General features: G+C 33.4%; 22 protein-coding genes and 1 riboswitch. Of the genes, 15 read left to right on the top strand and 7 right to left on the bottom strand.

The features are described 5' to 3' along the window. Position 1: 1 nt before the first annotated feature. From EAH81_RS17925 to EAH81_RS27870, 3 genes are all read right to left on the bottom strand, one after another. On the bottom strand, positions 2-970 hold the full coding sequence (locus EAH81_RS17925) for an iron ABC transporter permease (RefSeq protein WP_140509660.1): 969 nt from the start codon (positions 968-970) through the stop codon (positions 2-4). Between the two features lie 66 nt (positions 971-1,036). After that, positions 1,037-2,179 (bottom strand): ABC transporter substrate-binding protein, encoded by a 1,143-nt coding sequence (locus EAH81_RS17920; RefSeq protein ID WP_140509658.1) that lies wholly within the window; start codon positions 2,177-2,179, stop codon positions 1,037-1,039. Next, entirely contained in the window at positions 2,176-2,595 is a 420-nt protein-coding gene (locus EAH81_RS27870; protein WP_241676593.1) for a hypothetical protein, read from the bottom strand. The genes EAH81_RS17920 and EAH81_RS27870 overlap by 4 nt, the downstream gene beginning before the upstream one ends. Between EAH81_RS27870 and EAH81_RS27865 the strand changes: the two genes are divergently transcribed. From EAH81_RS27865 to EAH81_RS17880, 8 genes are all read left to right on the top strand, one after another. Continuing rightward, positions 2,549-2,719 (top strand): DUF5522 domain-containing protein, encoded by a 171-nt coding sequence (locus EAH81_RS27865; protein WP_241676591.1) that lies wholly within the window; start codon positions 2,549-2,551, stop codon positions 2,717-2,719. The genes EAH81_RS27870 and EAH81_RS27865 overlap by 47 nt on opposite strands. Positions 2,720-2,750: 31 nt before the next feature. After that, entirely contained in the window at positions 2,751-3,134 is a 384-nt protein-coding gene (locus tag EAH81_RS17910) for a four helix bundle protein (RefSeq protein ID WP_140509653.1), read from the top strand. Positions 3,135-3,297: 163 nt separating this feature from the next. Next, the gene (gene cobU / locus EAH81_RS17905; protein ID WP_140509651.1) at positions 3,298-3,807 is read left to right on the top strand and encodes a bifunctional adenosylcobinamide kinase/adenosylcobinamide-phosphate guanylyltransferase; all 510 of its coding nucleotides are present in this window, start codon (positions 3,298-3,300) and stop codon (positions 3,805-3,807) included. Positions 3,808-3,965: 158 nt separating this feature from the next. Further along, positions 3,966-5,645 (top strand): nicotinate-nucleotide--dimethylbenzimidazole phosphoribosyltransferase, encoded by a 1,680-nt coding sequence (cobT, locus tag EAH81_RS17900; protein WP_140509648.1) that lies wholly within the window; start codon positions 3,966-3,968, stop codon positions 5,643-5,645. 66 nt (positions 5,646-5,711) lie between these two features. Further along, the gene (locus EAH81_RS17895; protein WP_140509646.1) at positions 5,712-6,503 is read left to right on the top strand and encodes an adenosylcobinamide-GDP ribazoletransferase; all 792 of its coding nucleotides are present in this window, start codon (positions 5,712-5,714) and stop codon (positions 6,501-6,503) included. After that, the gene (gene cobC, locus EAH81_RS17890) at positions 6,488-7,024 is read left to right on the top strand and encodes an alpha-ribazole phosphatase (protein ID WP_140509643.1); all 537 of its coding nucleotides are present in this window, start codon (positions 6,488-6,490) and stop codon (positions 7,022-7,024) included. Before EAH81_RS17895 ends, cobC begins: the two co-directional genes overlap by 16 nt. Before the next feature lie 67 nt (positions 7,025-7,091). Continuing rightward, positions 7,092-7,294: riboswitch (cobalamin riboswitch) on the top strand. Positions 7,295-7,320: 26 nt separating this feature from the next. Further along, the gene (locus EAH81_RS17885) at positions 7,321-9,174 is read left to right on the top strand and encodes a TonB-dependent receptor plug domain-containing protein (RefSeq protein ID WP_140509641.1); all 1,854 of its coding nucleotides are present in this window, start codon (positions 7,321-7,323) and stop codon (positions 9,172-9,174) included. A 4-nt stretch (positions 9,175-9,178) separates the two neighbouring features. Further along, complete coding sequence (locus tag EAH81_RS17880; protein WP_140509638.1) at positions 9,179-10,222, top strand: YncE family protein; 1,044 nt, start codon at positions 9,179-9,181, stop codon at positions 10,220-10,222. Positions 10,223-10,291: 69 nt separating this feature from the next. Here the strand turns inward: EAH81_RS17880 and EAH81_RS17875 are convergent, their stop codons facing one another. Next, positions 10,292-11,764 carry a S41 family peptidase gene (locus tag EAH81_RS17875; protein WP_140509636.1) on the bottom strand — a complete coding sequence of 491 codons (1,473 nt, stop codon included), beginning with the start codon at positions 11,762-11,764 and terminating at the stop codon, positions 10,292-10,294. 236 nt (positions 11,765-12,000) lie between these two features. On the opposite strand from EAH81_RS17875, the gene EAH81_RS17870 reads away from it, so the two are divergent. The 6 genes from EAH81_RS17870 to EAH81_RS17845 all read left to right on the top strand — a co-directional run bounded on the left by EAH81_RS17870 (position 12,001) and on the right by EAH81_RS17845 (position 15,347). Next, positions 12,001-12,510 carry an RNA polymerase sigma factor gene (locus tag EAH81_RS17870; protein ID WP_140509634.1) on the top strand — a complete coding sequence of 170 codons (510 nt, stop codon included), beginning with the start codon at positions 12,001-12,003 and terminating at the stop codon, positions 12,508-12,510. After that, the gene (locus EAH81_RS17865; RefSeq protein WP_140509631.1) at positions 12,497-12,955 is read left to right on the top strand and encodes a hypothetical protein; all 459 of its coding nucleotides are present in this window, start codon (positions 12,497-12,499) and stop codon (positions 12,953-12,955) included. Before EAH81_RS17870 ends, EAH81_RS17865 begins: the two co-directional genes overlap by 14 nt. Positions 12,956-12,973: 18 nt before the next feature. Further along, positions 12,974-13,501: a DUF4252 domain-containing protein gene (locus tag EAH81_RS17860; RefSeq protein WP_099709315.1), complete on the top strand. Its 528-nt coding sequence runs from the start codon at positions 12,974-12,976 to the stop codon at positions 13,499-13,501. Between the two features lies 1 nt (position 13,502). Further along, positions 13,503-14,045: a DUF4252 domain-containing protein gene (locus EAH81_RS17855; protein ID WP_140509629.1), complete on the top strand. Its 543-nt coding sequence runs from the start codon at positions 13,503-13,505 to the stop codon at positions 14,043-14,045. 162 nt (positions 14,046-14,207) lie between these two features. Then, positions 14,208-14,603 carry an inner membrane protein YiaA gene (gene yiaA / locus EAH81_RS17850; RefSeq protein ID WP_140509627.1) on the top strand — a complete coding sequence of 132 codons (396 nt, stop codon included), beginning with the start codon at positions 14,208-14,210 and terminating at the stop codon, positions 14,601-14,603. A 183-nt stretch (positions 14,604-14,786) separates the two neighbouring features. Beyond that, a complete protein-coding gene (locus EAH81_RS17845; RefSeq protein WP_140509624.1) occupies positions 14,787-15,347 on the top strand; it encodes a DUF6252 family protein in 561 nt (186 codons plus the stop codon). Positions 15,348-15,416: 69 nt separating this feature from the next. Here EAH81_RS17845 and carB read toward each other — a convergent pair whose 3' ends face one another. Together carB and rpmH are read right to left on the bottom strand one after the other, a co-directional pair. Further along, positions 15,417-18,272 carry a carbamoyl-phosphate synthase large subunit gene (gene carB, locus EAH81_RS17840; RefSeq protein ID WP_140509621.1) on the bottom strand — a complete coding sequence of 952 codons (2,856 nt, stop codon included), beginning with the start codon at positions 18,270-18,272 and terminating at the stop codon, positions 15,417-15,419. 146 nt (positions 18,273-18,418) lie between these two features. Beyond that, positions 18,419-18,580, bottom strand: a complete 162-nt coding sequence (gene rpmH, locus EAH81_RS17835; RefSeq protein ID WP_008464848.1) for a 50S ribosomal protein L34 — start codon at positions 18,578-18,580, stop codon at positions 18,419-18,421. 166 nt (positions 18,581-18,746) lie between these two features. On the opposite strand from rpmH, the gene EAH81_RS17830 reads away from it, so the two are divergent. Continuing rightward, positions 18,747-19,262 (top strand): hypothetical protein, encoded by a 516-nt coding sequence (locus tag EAH81_RS17830; protein WP_072959023.1) that lies wholly within the window; start codon positions 18,747-18,749, stop codon positions 19,260-19,262. Between the two features lie 633 nt (positions 19,263-19,895). Here EAH81_RS17830 and EAH81_RS17825 read toward each other — a convergent pair. Further along, positions 19,896-20,555: an alpha/beta hydrolase gene (locus tag EAH81_RS17825; protein ID WP_140509618.1), complete on the bottom strand. Its 660-nt coding sequence runs from the start codon at positions 20,553-20,555 to the stop codon at positions 19,896-19,898. Between the last annotated feature and the right edge of the window lie 225 nt (positions 20,556-20,780).

The raw sequence follows: 20,780 nt of genomic DNA, 5'->3' as shown, positions 1-20,780 counted from the left end.
TTTACTGAAAATTTCTTTTCCGCATTAGTAACCAAACCACAACCGGCGCACCAATTATAGAAGTGATTGCATTGATTGGTAATGTGGTTTCTAATCCTGGCATTTGCGATGCCATATCACAAAACAACATAATTATTCCGCCATAAAAAAAAGTACTCCAATATAAAACGGCGTGATTACTGGTTTGAAAAGTCAGCTTTGCGATATGTGGCACTGCTAAACCTATAAAGGCTATTGGTCCCGCAAAAGCCGTTATACTTCCTGCCAGAATACTCGTTGCAAAAATGATTGTAAGTCTTGCTTTCTTATAATTCATGCCCATGCTTTTAGCGTAATTTTCGCCTAAAAGCAATGCATTTAAAGGTTTTATACTACTGGCACTCAAAAGCAAACCAAAACCAACACAAACTGCCAGAATCAAAATAGATGTCCAGGAAAGATTCCCAAGACTTCCTAACGACCAAAAGGTGAATTTTTGCAATTGTTCTGCCGAACTAAAATAGGTTAAAACTCCAACAATAGCACTGGTAAAACTGGCAAACATAAGTCCTACAATTAAAATCGCCATGGTGTTTCTTAATTTTTGCGCGACCAATAATACCAACATTAAAACCGAAACACTTCCTAAAGTTGAAGCCAACACAATTCCGTATGGAGATAATAAAACTGAATTTAAAAATGTTGGCAACAAACCCGCACCCAAAATTACAATAGCTACTGCCAGAATTGCTCCGGAACTTAATCCTAAAACATCTGGCCCTGCAAGCGGATTTCTAAATAAAGTCTGCATTAACAAACCACTAATTGACAATCCCACTCCTACCAAAACGGCTGTTAGCGCTTTTGGCAAGCGATAGTTAATTATAATGTACTCCCACGTCGATTTACTCGCCTCGCCTCCTGTCAAACTGGTATAAACTTCCCTGAACGGAATCGTAACCGACCCCAAACTTATGTCCAGAAAAAACATAAACAGAAGTGCCAAACCGAGTACGGAAAAGAGGATTATATTTCGCTTTTTATTTACCAATTGCTCTTAGTTTAATTTAGATGCAAAAGTAAACTCATAACTTGGCAATACATCAGGATGGAAAATCTTGATATAATCTTTTAGAACTAAATCCGGACGGCTTGGTGCCAATTCATAATAAATTGTTCCTCCTGTTGCTCCAAATTTACCTTCAAAAGTATATACGTTTTTAGACTTGAAAGCATCAAATTGGGTATAATGCGGATTGCTTTTCCCAAATTCGTCCAAAGATTTGAAAGAACCTGAAGCTATCCAGAAATTTGCAGCTTTAGCTTTTACAAGTACTTTTTCAAAAGACAAACCTTCACTTCCCGTTCCTTTTAAATCAGCCCATAAATAATTTGCCTGAGCATCTTTCATGAATTGAGCTACCCAACTATTTCCTTTGGCTACATACCAAATATCTTCATACATAGAACCATACAAAACGGTTGATGTTGCGGGTTTATCGGTCACTAATTTCTTAGCCTGCTTGTAACTTAAAACAATTTTATCAAATAATTCTTTGGCTTGATCTTCCTTTCCAAACAATGCGCCGTAAAGTTTAATCCATTCTGCTTTTCCAAGTGGAGATTGCTCCATCCAATCGGCCTGAACGAAAACATTTAGTCCGCTTTTTTTCAAGTTTTCCAATGTTGGATTGTTATTATCAACGCCAAAAGTCACGATAAGATCCGGTGACAATTCTATTAACTGTTCGATATTTAATTTTTCGTTCTGACCTACATCTTTAACCGAACCTTTATCGATTAATGCTCTGGTTTTTTCTGAAGAAATGTAATCTGTATGCGGGAAACCAACCAATTTATTTTCAACTTCCAACATTTCAAGAAACGGAATATTAGTAGTTGATGTTACCACAATTGATTCTAAGGGAACATTGATTGTATTATATTTTTGTAAACTATCCGGAATTTTTGCTTCTTTCTCTTTTAAGACATAAGTGAATTTTGCATTGGCGTTTGGCCATGGATCTGAAACTGTTACAACTGAGTAACCTTCGTGCTTTACGATAGAAAGTCCGGAAGCATATTCAATACTATTTTTTGCAATTTCGCGTTTTGTAATCTCCGTTGTTTCATTTTTTTTACATCCAACAACAAGAAAAAAAGGTAAAATAAAAATCAATTTAGGCAGTAAATGTCTCATATATAGGTTCTATTGTTTTTTAAAAGAATTTGGCTTTGTTTTTCTTTATTATGGCATGTAATTTGAATCGTTACAATTGCAAAATTAATGTTTTCAATAGCGACAAAGGTAACGCAATTTCTATTTTTTTTGTTTACCTTTATTCTTACAAAAACCAAATAATACCACTTTACCCTTATGAATACCGCAAAAACAAAAGTTTGCTCAAGTTGTGAATCTTCTTTTAGTTGTGGAGATCTATCAACCGACAACAAGTGTTGGTGTAATGACTTTCCTCCTATTTTTAATCTTTCAGAAGGAGGAGATTGCCTTTGTCCAAGATGTTTTAAAGAAGCTTGCGAGGATAAAATTGATGCGTATACAGAAACAATGACTCCCCAAAAAGCACTAAAAAATAAAGCAATATCTTTACCCAAACAAGAAAAACTAATCGAGGGAATTGACTATTATATTGAAAACGGAAATTACGTTTTTAAAGCATGGTTTCATTTAAGAAGAGGAAGCTGCTGTGGAAATGATTGTCGTCATTGCCCTTACTAAATTGTTAATTATAAATTGTTAGTTGTTAATTATGAAAAATAACATTATTAAAGATAAAAGTTTTGATTTTGCTATTCGAATAGTTAAACTATATCAGTATCTTTCTATTGAGAAAAAAGAATTTGTACTTTCAAAACAACTCTTGCGATCTGGAACAAGTATTGGAGCAATGGTTCGAGAAGCAGAACATGCTGAAAGTAAAAACGATTTTATTCATAAATTTGCAATTGCACAAAAAGAGGCCAATGAATCAGTTTATTGGCTGGAACTATTAAAAGCAACTGATTATCTAAACAAAAAAGAATTTGACAACATTAATACTGATGCAATTTCAATATTAAAATTAATAACCAATATCCTCAAAACGACTAAAAATCAAATTCACAAACAACCTCTACTTAAAATTAACAACTAACAATTGATAATTAATAATTAATATTATCTGGTCTTTTGCGTTAGGGATAGAAGCGATATCCTTTTATTTTTTTCCTTTAAAAAAATAAAAGATAAAGCGGATAGCCCGACCGAAGGGAACGCCCTAACAATTCACAACTAACAATTTACAATTAATAATTATAATGATTTACTTAATTACCGGAGGCGAACGATCAGGAAAAAGCAGTTATGCTCAAAACTTAGCTTTACAACTTACAGATTCTCCAATGTATGTAGCAACTGCCAGGAAATGGGATGCTGATTTTCAGAACAGAATCGACAGACATCAGCAAGAACGCGATGAACGATGGACGAATATTGAGAAGGAAAAATACCTGAGCGAAATTGATTTTACCGGAAAAGTAGCTTTGATTGATTGCGTAACACTTTGGTTAACGAACTTTTTTATAGATCATAAAAATGATGTTGAGCTAAGTCTGGAAGAAGCAAAAAAAGAATTTCTATCGATCGCCAATCAGGAAAATGCTACTTTGATAATTGTAACAAACGAAATTGGAATGGGCGTTCATGCCGAAACTCATATTGGCAGAAAATTTACGGAGTTACAAGGCTGGATGAATCAATTCATTGCCTCAAATGCTGATGAAGTCGTCTTGATGGTTTCTGGGATTCCGGTTAAGATTAAAGGTTAACAATGGCAAAAATCAATATCAATTTCAATTTCAATGGCAATTTCAAAAATCAATAATAAAAAGAAATTCCAAATTCCAAAGCTATACTTTACCTTTACATAATCTTCAATATTGATTTTTGAAATTGATATTGAACTTTGTAATTGATATTAAAAATTATGAGCTACTTAGACGATATTTTAAAATCGCGCCGTGATACCCGACACTTTACAAACGACGAAGTTCCTGACGAAGTTATCGAAAAAGCTTTGCAGGCCGGACATTGGGCGCCTTCTGTTGGGCTGACCGATGCAACAAGGTATTATATCATAAAATCTCCTGATGTAAAATATGCAGTAAAAAATCTATTTTTAGATTACAATAAAAAAGCAGAGGAACTCACCGATAATCCGGAACAAAAAGAACATTATAAATCACTAAAATTAGAGGCAATTGAAGAAGCTCCAATTGGACTTATTATTGCTTACGACCGATCTGTTCTCAATCAGTTTACTATTGGAACAGTTGGCAGTAATGAGGCGGTAAAATTCAGCTCGGTTTGTGCGGCGCAAAATATTTGGCTCTCGCTTACGGAACAAGGTTACGGAATGGGTTGGGTTTCGATTTTAGATTATTATCAGTTTAAGAAGATTCTTGATCTACCCGAAAATATTGAGCCTTTAGGATATTTCTGTATTGGAAAACCGGCAACGAATTACGATAATCAACCCATGTTGCAACAATTGCATTGGAAACAAAAATCGGCAACTCCGGATTGTAAAGAAATTAAAAATATTAATGAAAATCATGTTTTAGATTCTGAATCAAAACCTCAGGTTAAGACTGAAATAAAAAGTGATTTTAGTACTCTTTTACAAAATAAAATAGATTCTAAAACCAAACCTGTTGGTGCTTTGGGTACTCTGGAAACTTTAGCTTTTCAGATGGCAACAGTTTTTGAAACTTTAAGTCCAAAAATAATAAATCCTAATATTGTTGTTTTTGCTGCTGATCATGGCATTGCAAATCATGGTGTGAGTGCTTATCCGCAAGATGTTACGCGACAAATGGTTGGTAATTTCCTGGAAGGCGGCGCTGCAATAAATGTATTTTGTAATCAAAACAACATCCAGTTATCAATTGTAGATGCCGGTGTTAATTATGATTTCCCAACAAATGCTAATTTGATTCACGCTAAAATCGCAAAAGGAACGCAATCATTTCTTCACATTCCGGCAATGAGCGAAACCGAATTGCAATTGTGTTTCGAAAAAGGAAAATCTATTGTTACAGCTATTGCCAAAACGGGTTCTAACTGTATTGGTTTTGGCGAAATGGGAATCGGAAATACTTCTACAGCATCTGTTTTAATGAGTCTTTTAACTGGTTTTTCTATTGAAGAATGTGTTGGAAAAGGTACTGGTGTTGAAAATGAAAAATTACTTCAAAAACAAAATTTACTCAAAAAAGCTATTCAAAATTATTCCGGTCAAGCCGAATTAAACCAACAATTGGCTTATTTTGGTGGTTTTGAAATTATACAAATGGCAAGTGGAATGTTAACAGCATTTGAAAACAGAATGCTCATTTTAGTAGACGGTTTTATTTGCAGCGTTGCATTTTTAATTGCTTCAAAAATAAATCCTGATATTCATCAAAATGCCGTTTTCTGTCATTGCTCTGCCGAAAAAGCGCATCAAAAATTATTAAATTATTTAAATGCAAAACCTATTTTAAACTTAGATTTGCGTCTGGGCGAAGGAACGGGCTGTGCTGTTGCTTTCCCTATTTTAAAATCAGCTGAAGCTTTTTTGAATGAAATGGCCAGTTTTGAAAGTGCTGGGATTAGTAGGAAGTGATACGGTCGCAGTTTTCAGTTTCAGTATTCAGTCATAATCTTAAATTTATAAACCCTATTTTCATAAATGAAAAAAGAACTACATATCTTCTTTACCTGCTTAATGTTTTATACCAGAATCCCTTGTCCAAAAAACATTAATCACGATCCTGATTATTTGAATAAAGCAACCCGTTATTTTCCATTTATCGGTTGGATTGTTGGGAGTATTTCTTTTTTAGCATTCTATCTTTTTTCTCTTTTTCTATCAACAGAAACTGCTGTAATTTTAGCCCTCATTGCCTCTATATTGACAACCGGAGCTTTTCACGAAGACGGATTTGCTGATGTATGTGATGGTTTTGGCGGAGGCTGGACAAAAGAAAAAATTTTGATGATTATGAAGGATAGCGCCATTGGTGCTTATGGAGCAATTGGTTTGGTTGTTCTTTTTTTGCTAAAATTCAAATTACTTTCAGAATCGATTTCCCTTTTCACAAGTGAGAACTCTTATCTTCTTATTTTTCTTTTGTTTATTTCTGCTCATGCCTTAAGTCGTTTGGCAGCGATTTCAATCATTTTCACACATGAATATTCTCGAGATGACGCTTCTAGTAAAAGTAAACCGATAGCTAAAAAACATACCTGGAAAGAAATTTCAGGATCCTTTTTCTTCGGATTAATTCCGCTGTTGGTTTTCTCCTTCTTTCAATATAAATTTCTTTTGGCGCTGATTCCTGTTTTTGTAATGCGTTATTTTTTGGCACGTTATTTCCAAAAATGGATTGATGGTTACACAGGAGATTGTCTTGGTGCAACGCAACAGGTTTGCGAAGTTGTTTATTATTTAAGCATTCTTTTGATATGGAAATTTATTTAGTTCGTCATACCGAAACTGTTTGCGAAAAAGGAATTTGTTACGGACAATCTGATGTTGGTCTGGCTGAACCTTTTGATTTAGTTTTTGAAAACATCCTTTCACTTTTACCTTCAGAAGCTATTATTTTTTCAAGTCCTTTAAAGCGTTGTGTTATTCTCGCAGAGTACATTCAAAAGAATATCAAAACCATTTCGTTTGAAAAAGAAGAGCGATTAATGGAAATGAATTTTGGCGATTGGGAAATGAAAAACTGGAACGATATTCCGCCGGAAGAACTCAATCCGTGGATGGAGGATTTTGTTAACATTCAGGCTTCAAAGGGAGAATCTTTTGTGGAATTACATCAAAGAGTTGGTGATTTTTTATCCAATCAAACTTCCAAAAAAAAATCAGATCCTATTATTATTGTTGCACATGCCGGTGTTATAAGAAGCGTTTTATGTCATCATACTTCATTGCCTCTCAAGGATGCTTTTAATAACAAAGTAGACTTTGGTCAGGTTATCAAAATAGAACTCTAAATTGTGTTTTGTTTAGAATTTCATCGAAAACTTAAAACAAATTTGAAAATTCAATAATTTTAACTTTATCTTTGCACGAAATTAAGGTTGTGTTCATTTCAACACATTAAAAGGGAATCAAGTAATAAATCTTGAGCTGTACCCGCAACTGTAAGCTTTGTTCTGAAAAGAATGCTTGTTGTAACTACAAAACCACTGCTCGCCCCGGCGATTGGGAAGGTAAACAACAAGACGCAAGCCAGGAGACCTGCCTTTGTAACGAATATCGAGCTCTCGGGAAAAAGAGTTTAGAAATTATGACTTTAAAAAAACGTTTTACTTTTTCTTTATTACTATTGTGCCAAGTTATTTTGGCGCAGAACGACTCTATTACCAAACTGAAAGAAGTTTTGGTGTCTGACGCAAATCTTAAAAAATACTCCAATTCACAATCGGTTTTAAAATTCAATGATTCAGTTATCAATAAAAATGAAGCTTTATTAACGGATCTTCTGAACTTCAACTCTACTCTTTATTTTAAAGAATACGGACGCGGAATGCTTTCAACGGTTTCTTTTAGGGGAACTACGGCATCTCAAACGGCGGTAATCTGGAACGGAATCAATATTAATTCTCAAATGAACGGAAGCACTGATTTTAATACCATTTCAGGTTCCGATTATAATTCTATTAGTGTAAAAGCCGGAGGTGGAAGTGTCCTTTATGGAAGTGGTGCCGTGGGAGGAACTGTACACTTAAACAACGATTTGGCATTTTACAATCGATTTGAGACTAATTTAAAACTTGATTACGGAAGTTTCAATACGATTGGAATCAACTATAAAACCAATATTTCGAACGAAAAATGGAGCGCACAGATTGGCTTTTCTAAAAACAGTTCGACAAATGACTATAAGTATCTAAATAAGTATAATTGGAAAGGCGAGCAACGCTGGAATCAAAACGGTCAATACGATATTATTACAATGAGCGCGAATGTTGGATACAAATTTGACGCTAAAAACAGTTTGAAATTATACAGCCAAACTTCTAATACAGACAGAAATACTTCATTAGTTTCAGAATCAGAAACTAAAACCAGATATGTAAATGGTTTTAACCGAAACTTATTAGAATACGATGGTGATTTTGGGAAATTTAGCACGAATCTAAAAGCGGCCTATATATTCGAAAACTACCAGTATTATCCTGATAATTCGATTAATTTTTTCACTTACGGAAAAACAGAAAGCTTTATAACAAAAGCAGATTTAGGATATCAAATTTCTAAATCAACACAAATAGAAGCCATTCTTGATTACAACAGAACAAAAGGTTACGGAAGTGGTTTTGGCGATCATGTAAGAGAAATTAGTTCGGCTGCTTTGTTAGTTAAACAAGAGCTTTCAGTCGAATGGAAAAATGAATTTGGGATTCGAAAAGAATTCACAGACAATTACGAATCGCCTGTTTTATTTTCGTTAGGATCTTCTTATCAGTTTAGCAAATTGTACAATTTGAAATTGAATTTATCCCGAAATTTCAGAATTCCAACTTTTAATGATTTGTATTGGGAAACGGGAGGAAATCCGAATTTAAAACCTGAAAGTTCTTATCAGGCAGAAATTGGTAATGTTTTTACTTTCAAAAGCATTTCGCTTACCCAAACCTTTTATTACATGAAAATAAAAGATTTATTGCAATGGATTCCGGGAAGCAACGGCATTTGGTCTCCACAAAATACAGATAAGGTAAATAGTTATGGTGCTGAAACATTGTTAAGCTGGAAAAAACAGTTTGGTAAAAACAACTTTGCAGCAAATGCAACTTATGCTTATACGGCTTCTAAAAATGAAGAAACTAAAAAACAACTTTTCTATACTCCGTTAAATAAAGTTACAGCTTCCGTTTCTTATTCCAGAAATAGAATTTCAGCTTATTATCAATTTATGTTTAATGGTTTTGTTTATACAAGGGCAGACAATGACCCAACAGAAATAATAAATGATTATAATGTTTCGAATATTGGAATTGACTATGATTTTAAATTTCTCGACACTTTCAAACTTGGTTTTCAAGTATTAAATCTTTTTAATAAAGAGTATGAAAGTTTGGAATACAGACCGATGCCAGGTCGCAATTTTAATTTGTATTTAACCTTAAAATTTTAATATAATGAAGTTTAGTAAATTATTTTTAATAGCTCTTAGCACTTCGCTATTCGTTTCGTGTTCGAATGATGACAATAATGACAATGATAAGGCTCCAAAAGGAGTTTATGACAATGGTTTTTTTATCTTGAATGAAGGAACTGCACAAGGTACCGTTTCATTTTCAAGTAATGATTTAACTTCTTTTACTAAAGATGTTTACGCTACTGTAAATGGAAGTGATGTACTTGGAAAATTTGCACAAAATATATTTTTTAGTGGTGACAATGCTTATATTATTTCAGGCGGTGCCAACAATATTACAGTAGTTAACCGATATACTTTTAAATTAATTACTAAGATCGAAACTGGCTTAAAAAACCCAAGATACGGAGTTGTAAAAGATGGCAAAGCGTATGTTACGAATGCAAATACATATTCATTCGAAAATGCAGCAACAGGAAATACTGATGATTATATTGCTGTAATAAATCTGGCAACTAATACTTTTGAGTCAAAAATCGATTTGAATTCAACTGCTAACAGAGTGGTATTGAAAGACGGGAAACTTTATATCACAGATCCTTACAACGATAAATTATTGGTTTTCGACATTGCAACAAAAAAACTGGATACACCTGTACAAATTGGTCTTAACGGCGATTGTATTGAAGAAGAAAATGGAATTCTTTACATTTTAAAAGGAGGTAATGGAAACAGCAGTGAACTTGTAAAAGTAAAAATAGCTGACAAAACAACTACAAAAATTACTTTTCCTCAAAGCTTAGATGGTGCAGGATTTATGGATCTTGAAAACAGTAAAATTTATTATACAGTAGGAAGTTCTGTTTACACTATGAATACTACTGCTACTGCTGCATCAACAACACCAATTGTAACCTCTCCTGCAACTTATGTATATGGATTTGCAGTTAACAATAGCCGTATTTATGTTGCACAAGGAAACTTTTCAACAGATGGTAAAGCTTACATCTATAATTTAACCGGTACGTTACAAAAAGAATTAACTACTGGTATAGGAACTAACGGTTTTTACTTTAACAATTAATTTTTAGAATTTGTTTTTGGATTTTTACCAAAAAAAGGCTTTCATTTCTGAAAGCCTTTTTTAATATTTTTATTTTAGTGCTCTTAAAAGTCCCGCGGGAGCTTTTTCCAGATACATTTGGTTTTTAACACCATTCATAGCTTTAGAATCGGTAAAAGATTGTAGTGCTTTTTCGTTTCCTTGCTGAACTCTTTTTCCGGTTGAACCCGTAATATTTGAAATTGCAATACTCAATAATGGTTCTGACGGATCTCCCAAAACTCCTAAATTACCAATAAGTTCGTTTTGTGCCAAAGTTGGTTTTAAACCATCTGTATATTCTCCAAAATCAGCAGCATTTACAATTTTCAAAACCAAAGGCTGCATTGCATATTTATGATTTGGATTTCTATTTGTTTTTCCAAAAGTTGGTGAATCATATACGGTGATCGAACCTACGTTTTTACCTACCGTTGTCTCCCCTACCTGAACTACAGAAATATAAGGTACTAAACCGTTTATAACTAATTCACTTGCAGATGCGGTTCCTCCAGTAGTAATAATATAAATTTTACTCAAATTCAGACTATTAATTGCTGCTCCATCCATTTTATCGACAAATCTGTCATTAAGCGATTCTGCATCTTCACTTTCGTAATAAGCATTTACTTTTGCATTCCATTTTATCTTAGCAAATATTTTATTGGTAAATTGTCCGGTAATCATACTTGCCAGACGAGTTGCTGTTTGTATAGAACCTCCTCCGTTATATCTTAAATCCAAAACAAAATCAGTTATTCCCTGCGTTTTCAACTCGGCGAAAGCGGCATTAAGTTGGGCATCATAATTACCATAAAATCCGTTGTACATTAAATACCCTATTTTATGACTTCCTGAAGTAATGACTTTATTAATAAAAATAGGATTTTCGTCTAAACTTGTTTTTACTAAAGAAACCGTTTTACCATTGGCAGAAACCGTCGTACCATCATAAGTAGCAAGATTAAGGGTATAACTATCTGCTCCTAAAAGTGCCTGATAATTTGAAATCGTTAATTGAGTTCCATTAATACCCGTAAACAAATCGCCACGTTTTATAGCTTTATTTGACGCATCAGAATTTGGAATAATATAACGTACATAACCTACAAGATCTGTTGTACTTCCTGGTTTATAACTCAGTCTAAAATCCAAACCATCATTCTTTGAAGTTCCCTGAAGTTCTTGTTCTAAAACAGTATAGTCATCAACAATCCAGCTAAAACGATCAATTGCCTGACCTTTTGGAAATTTACTAATTGGTTTATTTAGTAAATTCTGAAATAAATCTTCAGGACTGGAATATCCTCTTAAAAAAGAATTTAAAGCTTCCTGATTACTAAAGCGATTGTCAGCCAAATTTGGCACATCTGCTTGCCATAAATAATATTGATTTAATCCTTTCCAGACAAAATTATTGATTTGCAAATCAGCAGGAGCTGCGACATCATCCTGGTCTTCGCAAGATTGCAAAGAAAATGCAAGTAAAAATAGCAGTATTAGGCTCTTTAAAATTGTTTTCATATAGTGGTATCTATGTAGTAATAACGTAAAAATAGTATCTTTAGTTTTAACTATAATAAGTTTATTTCATTTTTTCAATAAAAAAATTTAAATCGGGCTGTAACAAAAATAATAGTGCTTCGTCTTGACTATATAAGCTAACGAGTAATCTTTCGATTTATAAATGAAAAAGACGGTAGAATAGTCGAAATCATAAAAAAGATAAATTACAAAACCAACCAAAAAAACAACCACATATGAACCAGATGGTGTTTATAGAATTAGTTAATCCTTTTAAAGACAAAGTTTTTCGTCTGGCAAAACGATTGCTCACCAGTACTGAAGAGGCAGAAGATGCTACTCAGGAAGTAATGGTGAAATTATGGAATAAAAAAGACAATTTGGATACCTACAATAATATAGAAGCTGTTGCGATGACAATGACTAAAAATTATTGTCTGGATCAGTTAAAATCGAAAAGAGCTGGAAATCTTAAAATAGTTCATAATAATTTTACGGATCGCGAACCTCAGTTAGATAAAAAATTAGAAGACTCTGATAGTTTGGAGTGGGTTGAAAAAATTATAAGTCATTTGCCTGAACAACTCCAAATATTAATTCAGCTTCGTGATGTGGAGCAATATGAATTTGATGAGATTGCAAAAATTGTCAATATGAATGAAACGGCTATTCGGGTAGCACTTTCTAGAGCAAGAAAAAAAATACGAGAATCAATGGTTAATACGCACAGTTATGGAATTAGATAAAATAGAAAATATATTAGAAAAATACTTTCAGGGAGAAACTTCTATTGCAGAAGAAAAGGAATTAAAAGAATACTTTTCATCATCAAATGTTGCGCAGCATTTGGAGCAATACAAATCAATGTTTGGTTATTTCTCTCAGGTAAAAGAACAAAAATCGACGCAGGAAATTCCACTACAAACTAAAAAACGAAATGTAGCGTGGTTATCAATTGCGGCTTCTGTTGTTGTTTTACTCGGAATTGGAACCTTTTATTATGTGAGCCAAGAAACTACAGCTCCGGTTGTAGCGCAATCAGAATTAGGAACCTATGACAATCCTGAAGAAGCACTTGCTGCAACGCAAAAAGCTTTGGCACTATTGTCAAGCAATGTTAATGTAGGTATTGAAAGTGTACGTTACGTTAAAGAATACGAACAATCAAAAAACAAAATTTTTAAACAATAATTTAAAATTCAATCAAAAATGAAAAATTTCATCATAACACTAGTTTTCGCATTCGTTACACAAGCTTTTTATGCACAAGGCGCTTTTGACAAATTTGACGGTCAGGACGATGTAACATCTGTAATTGTAAATAAAAAAATGTTTGATTTAATGAGCAAAGTAAAAGCTGATGGTTCTGATAAAGAAACGCAGCAGTACATTAATCTGATTAAAAAATTAGACTACTTAAAAGTGTTTACTACAAAGAACCCAAAAATTGAAGCTGATATGAAAGCTGCTGCAGACAAATACATTAAAACAGCAGGTTTAGAAGAATTGATGCGAGTAAACGACAGTGGGAAAAACGTTCGTATAATGGTAAAATCCGGCGCAAGCGATACGCAGATTAAAGAATTGCTAATGTTTGTTGATGGAGCCAAAAATGACGAAACGGTTTTATTATCTTTAACTGGGAATTTTGATTTAAATGAAATTTCAGTACTAACAGATAAAATGCAGCTTCCAGGTGGTTCTGATCTAAAAAAAGCCTCAAAAGGTAAAAAATAATATGAAAATCAGCGTCTTTACCTCAGCCCTTTTAGCATTACTAACTTTGGTAAGTTGTAATTCTGAACCTTCATTACAAAAGTATTTTGTTGAAAATACCGATAATAAGGATTTTATTGCACTTGATGTTTCACCTAATATCCTGAATGTAGATAAAACAAAATTATCTGCAGAACAAAGTGAAGCTTTGAAATCGTTTGACAAAATGAATATTCTGGCATTCAAAGCCAATGCTAAAAATCAGGCTCAATTTGAAACAGAAAGAACAAAAGTCAAAGCGATCCTAAAAAACCCAAAATACCAGCAATTAATGAGTGTTGGTTCGGGTAAAGACGGCGCATCTGTAAGTTATGTTGGTGCGGATGATAATATCGAGGAATTTGTAATTTTTGCCAACAGAAAAGAAAATGGTTTTGCAGTCGTTAGAGTTTTAGGAAAAAATATGAACCCTAATAATATTATGACCTTAATGAGCGTTTTAAAACAATCAAACATAAATATGGATCAATTGAAGCCTTTGCAGCAATTGATTAATAATAAGTAATTCATCTTACTTTAAATTCAAAAAAAGTTCCGTAATTGGAGCTTTTTTTATTCAATATTTTAGAAGAATAACCTGAATAATATATATTATCATTTATTAAAATCAGAACCTAATTTAATTATATTTGTTACTTCACCAAAACATGATATTAAATAAAAGATTATGGTACAAAAAACATCGAATGCCTTTATAGCGGCATCTTGGGTAGCTCTTGGAGCAGGAACAGTAGGATTTATAGTTGGACTTGCAAGAGCTGAAATGCTGTTGAACGAAAAAGGATATTATTTTACCGTTTTAATGTTTGGCCTTTTTGCTGTTGTTTCATTACAAAAAAGCGTAAGAGACAGACTTGAAAAACTTCCTGTAACAGATATTTATTATGGAATTTGCTGGTTCGGAACCCTTTTGTCAATTGTATTATTAACCGTTGGACTTTGGAATGCTACTATTTTACCAAGCGAAAAAGGTTTTTATGCGTTTGCATTTTTATTAGCATTGTTTGGCGCTATTTCAGTACAAAAAAATACGAGAGATAATATGTCATTCTCTAATGAATAATCTACAATAAATTGATATTCAAATTTATATATTACAAAAAAGCTCCATGAAAATGGAGCTTTTTTGATTATTAATTTTTCCTAATCAAAATGGATGTTTTTTTTCAAATAGCACTCTTTATTCTATTTAAATTAACCTAATTTAACCTACATTTACATCTAATTTAAACCTTAATTTTAATCAATGAAAACACCAAAAATTTTATTACTTCTTTTAATTCTAATTTTGAACAGCTGCTCAAGCGACAATAGCAGCGAAGACAATCCGAAGAACCCTACTGTACCAACTTCAAAATTTGCAATGACTGCAAAAGTTGACGGGAAATTGTGGGAAATGAATAATCCATTCAATTCAAATGCTGCTACAAAACCATTGTTTACTTATTATCCCGAAACAGAATATATTCAGCTTCAAGGTCGTAATGGCGGTACTTTTGGAATAGATGAAATTAGTCTTTTAATTAAAAGAAGCAATCTTAAAGTTGGCTCTTATCCTATTACATTATCAACCAATGATGCATCAAAAACAGAAATTGAGATGGCTTTTAATAGTAAAGCAAATATTCAATATCCAATTGAAGGCACTTTATCAGTAACATCAATTGATTTAAAGGCAAAAACAGTTGCAGGGACATTTTCATTTAATTGTGTAGAAGATTATTCAAAACCTATAAGTACTTCTAATCCTGTTACAACAAAAGTAACTGAAGGAACATTTAACTATAAATATGATGTTTCAAACTAAGAAACAATAGATCTTAAAAACAAAAAAGCTCCAACTATAATTGGAGCTTTTTTTTATCGGAATTTGAGATTATTTACTCAAATACATTTTTCTTCTTGAATACAACTCATAGAATTGATCGTCTTTTAAGTCATCAATAAACAAGATACTTTCTCCTGTTGATTTCATTTCTGGTCCTAATGCTTTGTTTACATTATGGAACTTGCTGAAAGAGAAAACCGGTTGTTTGATCGCATATCCTTTCAATTGCGGATTAAAGTCAAAGTCAGTTACTTTATTGTGTCCTAACATTACTTTTGTAGCATAGTTTACATAAGGTTCTCCGTATGCTTTTGCAATAAACGGTACTGTTCTCGAAGCTCTTGGATTTGCTTCGATAATATAAACCGTATCATCTTTTATCGCAAACTGAATATTGATTAAACCAACAGTTTTAAGCGCTCTTGCAATTTTTACTGTATGATCTTTGATCTGTTGCATCACGAATTCTCCTAAGTTAAAAGGAGGCAAAGTAGCATTACTATCTCCAGAGTGAACTCCGCAAGGTTCGATATGCTCCATAATTCCTATAATGTACACATTACCATCAGCATCACAAATTGCATCCGCTTCAGCTTCGATTGCTCCGGCTAAATAGTGATCTAAAAGCAATTTATTTCCTGGAATAGTTTTCAATAAGTTGATAACGTGCTCTTCCAGTTCTTTTTTGTTGATTACGATTTTCATACCCTGACCTCCCAATACATAAGAAGGACGAATCAATAATGGGAAATCTAAAGTATCCGCAAGTGCAGAAGCTTCGTCAGCAGTTTCAGCGATTCCGAATTGTGGGAATGGAATGTTTAACTCCGTCAATAATTCAGAAAAACGTCCTCTGTCTTCCGCTAAATCTAGTGCATCAAAACTAGTTCCGATGATTTTTACTCCGTATTTAGACAATTTTTCAGCCAATTTCAAAGCTGTTTGCCCACCTAACTGAACAATTACACCTTCTGGTTTTTCATGCTGAATGATATCGTAAATATGCTCCCAGAAAACTGGCTCAAAGTATAATTTATCCGCTGTGTCAAAATCTGTTGAAACCGTTTCTGGATTACAGTTGATCATGATGGTTTCGTATCCACATTCTTTAGCAGCCAAAACTCCGTGTACACAAGAATAATCAAACTCAATTCCTTGTCCAATTCTGTTTGGACCGGAACCAAGAACTATGATTTTCTTTTTGTCTGTCACAATGCTTTCGTTATCTACATAACGCTCACCATTTGCTTTTTCGATTTCAGCTTCAAAAGTGGAGTAATAATAAGGTGTTTTTGCTTTAAACTCAGCAGCACAAGTATCTACTAATTTAAACACACGATTCACATTCTTTTCCATACGTAAAGTATGTACTTCACTTTCCAGGCAGTTCATCATGTGAGCAATTTGTCTGTCAGCAAAACCTTTTTGTTTCGCTTCAAGCAAAAGTTCTTTGGGAAGATTTGAAATTTTATAGTTTGAAATTTCTTTCTCTAAAGTATAAAGCTCTTCATATTGTTTTAAGAACCACATGTCGATTTTTGTGATTTCATGAATGCGGCTCAATGGAATTCCCATTGCGATTGCATCATAAATTACAAAAACACGATCCCAACTTGCAAAAGTTAGTTTCTCGATAATTTGTTCGTAGTTTTTATATCCTTTTCCGTCAGCACCTAAACCATTTCTTTTAATCTCTAAAGACTGAGTTGCTTTGTGTAATGCTTCCTGGAACGAACGTCCAATTCCCATTACTTCACCAACAGATTTCATCTGAAGACCTAAAGTTCTGTCAGCACCTTCAAATTTATCAAAGTTCCAACGTGGTATTTTCACAATTACATAATCCAAAGTTGGTTCAAAAAGAGCCGAAGTAGATTTTGTAATTTGATTTTGCAATTCATCAAGATTGTATCCTAAAGCTAGTTTAGAAGCGATTTTAGCAATTGGATAACCAGTTGCTTTTGACGCTAAAGCAGATGAACGAGACACACGAGGATTAATCTCGATCGCTACGATATCTTCTTTATCGTCTGGCGAAACTGCGAATTGCACGTTACAACCTCCCGCAAAGTTTCCGATACTACGCATCATTAAGATTGCATAGTCACGTAATTTTTGGAATGTTGTGTCAGATAATGTCATTGCTGGTGCAACCGTGATCGAATCTCCGGTATGAATTCCCATTGGATCCATATTTTCGATTGAACAGATGATTACAACATTATCATTTTTATCTCTTAAAAGTTCCAATTCATATTCTTTCCAACCCATCAAAGCTTTGTCAATTAAAACTTCGTGTATCGGAGAAGCTTCAAGACCTCTTGTTAAAAGCTCATCAAAATCTTCTTTTTTGTAAACAATTGCAGCTCCCGTTCCTCCAAGAGTAAACGAAGGACGAATTACAAGCGGAAAACCAAATTCCTGGGCAATTTCTTTTCCTTCTAAATAAGAAGTAGCTGTTTTTGCCGGTGCAGTTGGTACATTAATTTTTTCTAAAAGCTGTTTAAACTGCTCTCTGTCTTCGGTAATATTAATAGCGTTCACATCAACACCTATTAATTTTACTCCGAAATCCTGCCAGATTCCTTTTTCATCAGCTTCCAAACATAAATTCAAAGCCGTTTGTCCTCCCATTGTAGGCAAAACAGCGTCAATTTGTGGATGTGCTTTTAAAATTTCAATAATCGATTTTGTAGTTAGAGGTTTCAAATATACATGATCGGCCATAGTAGGGTCGGTCATAATAGTCGCTGGATTTGAGTTTATCAAGATAACTTCAATTCCTTCTTCACGAATAGAACGTGCAGCTTGAGAACCTGCATAATCAAATTCGCAAGCTTGACCAATAACAATAGGTCCTGAACCTATTATTAAAACGGATTTTATTGATGTGTTTTTAGGCATTTTATTTGTATTGTGTAGTTATATAAAGTACTTTAAAAAACATTCATAGTGTATTCTAAACTAGAACGTTGCAGATTTTTTACCAACAAGGTATAAAAAAAGGCGATACTAAAAAAAGTAACGCCTTATTTATGTTTATACAAACATTATTTTTTGTGTCTAGGCTCGCTAGAAACAGTTAATTTATGTCTTCCTTTTGCTCTTCTACGCGCCAGAACTTTTCTTCCATTCGCAGAAGCCATTCTGTCCATAAATCCGTGCTTATTTCTTCTTTTTCTTTTCGATGGTTGAAACGTTCTTTTGCTCATTGCTTTGTATCTTTAAAATGGTGTCTATTATCTCTTTTCTGTTTTACAATAACCTTATTCTAAAACCGAGTGCAAATATACAAAGACTTTTTTTTCTGGCAAGTACTTTAATAAAAATATTTTTAATTCATTTTACTATATTTGCAATCACAAATATACATCTATTATGTTTCATAAAAATATTAAACTTATTTTGGCCGGACTTCTTGTAGTTGCTGGCGTTTGGCAATTTACCGAAAGTAATATCGGGAATGGAATCTTCCTTCTTTTATTGACGGCAATTCCGATTTTTCTTTACTTTAAAAACGAATTTATCCTTTTAGCCTTCCTTAAATTAAGAAAACAGGACTTCGAAGGTGCTAAAAAATGGCTGGCATACATCAAAAACCCGGAAGCTGCTTTAGTAAGAAAACAACAAGGTTATTTTAATTACCTACACGGAATCATGCTTTCTCAAACTAATATCAACCAGGCTGAGAAACATTTCAAGAAAGCAATCGAACTTGGATTATCTATGGATATGGATTTAGCAGTAGCAAAATTAAACCTTGCCGGAGTTGCAATGTCACGCAGAAGAAAACTTGAAGCAACTAATTTACTTAACGAAGCTAAGAAATTAGACAAACAAGGAATGCTGAAAGAACAAATCACAATGATGAAAGATCAAATGAAGAAAATCTAACGATTTTTTAAATTCCAATATTTAAAATCCCAAATTCCAAAAGAGTTTGGGATTTTTTTGTTTCAAAAACACGCAATGTCTTGCCGTTTATTTTTTTTCGCATATATCTTTGTCAAAGTTTCAAAACTTTGACAAAGATAATTAACCACAAACATTTGGAATTTGGAGTTTTAAAATTGGAATTTAATTTGGAGCTATTTCCTGCTATCCGCTTGTATCTTTTCCTTGCTAAAGGAGCAAGAAAAAGGATACCGCTTCTATCAGGGCTAGGGATTTAGTTTTCATAAGAAGCTTTTATCATCCCCTTTTTCTTAACGACTAGTTTGTCATCCCGAGGAACGAGGGATCTCCACAAGAAACTCCGCAATCAAAATCGCCAATCTTTGTAGAGCTACTTACGGAGATCCCTCGTTCCTCGGGATGACAAGATCGTGTGTGTCTTTGCGAGGAACGACCTGTTCGCCGGGGAGAAAGCAATCTCACGAAGTATATCGTCAAAGTTTACTTATTGCTAGTGTGGTTGCTTCGTTCCTCCAATGCCTTTGTTTGCGTATAAAGATTGCGCGTACATCTTTGTCAAAGTTTCAAAACTTCGACAAAGATTAATAACCACAAACATTTGGAATTTGGAATTTAATTCTCCAATATAATCGAAGGCAAATTCTCATTCAGCCATTTGTATTTATTCAGAATCATAATATGAGTTCCGCCTTTTACGACAATACAACTGTTGATATACTTTATAGGAAAAACATCATCCTGATCTCCGTGAATATGTATAACATTTGAATCCACCTGATCGCGATCCCAAAGTATAACAGATTCTACCGCCCATTGTAGATAATTCAGATCCCGGACAGCCAAAAACTTCTCATATAGCTTAATACGCTTGTTGATTTTTTCTCCAAAAGAATATTTTGCAAGATTCTCAACATTCAAAATCAGCTTCATCGGAATCAGCTTGTAGGCTTTTGTAGATTTTCCGATTTTCATTCTTCTTGGGAATTCGATATTACTTCTAACACTCGAAATAATAATTACTTTTCGTGCTTTAATATGTTTCGCCATTTCCTGAACCAAAATTCCTCCAAACGAAACTCCAATCAAAACAGGATTCTCATGTTTGATGTTTTTAGTAATTCGCAATGCATAATCAGACAGAGATTCTTTAGGTTGCGGAATTTCCCATTCCAGCATACACATCTCAAAAACAGATTCGTCTAATTTGATTCTTTCAAAAATAGCCGGACTAGCAGCCAGACCAGGCATAAAATATACAGAAATTTTACTCATTTGGCAGAAAAACTATTATGGTTACAGATTTTAATTTCAAGTTAAAATTACTTTTTTTAGCAATATACACTGCAAATCTCACACCACAATTATTCTTTAAACCAAATTAAATTACAACAACACATAAGTTAAAACTACATTAGGTCTTTAAAAATAATTTTATATTGAAAATCAAATGATTACCTTTGTAGTTATCGCAAGCATTATTTAAAAATCTTCCAAAGG

Source organism: Flavobacterium pectinovorum, from assembly GCF_006438875.1.
Taxonomy (GTDB): domain Bacteria; phylum Bacteroidota; class Bacteroidia; order Flavobacteriales; family Flavobacteriaceae; genus Flavobacterium; species Flavobacterium pectinovorum_A.
This window is presented reverse-complemented; position numbering and strand designations above follow the sequence as displayed.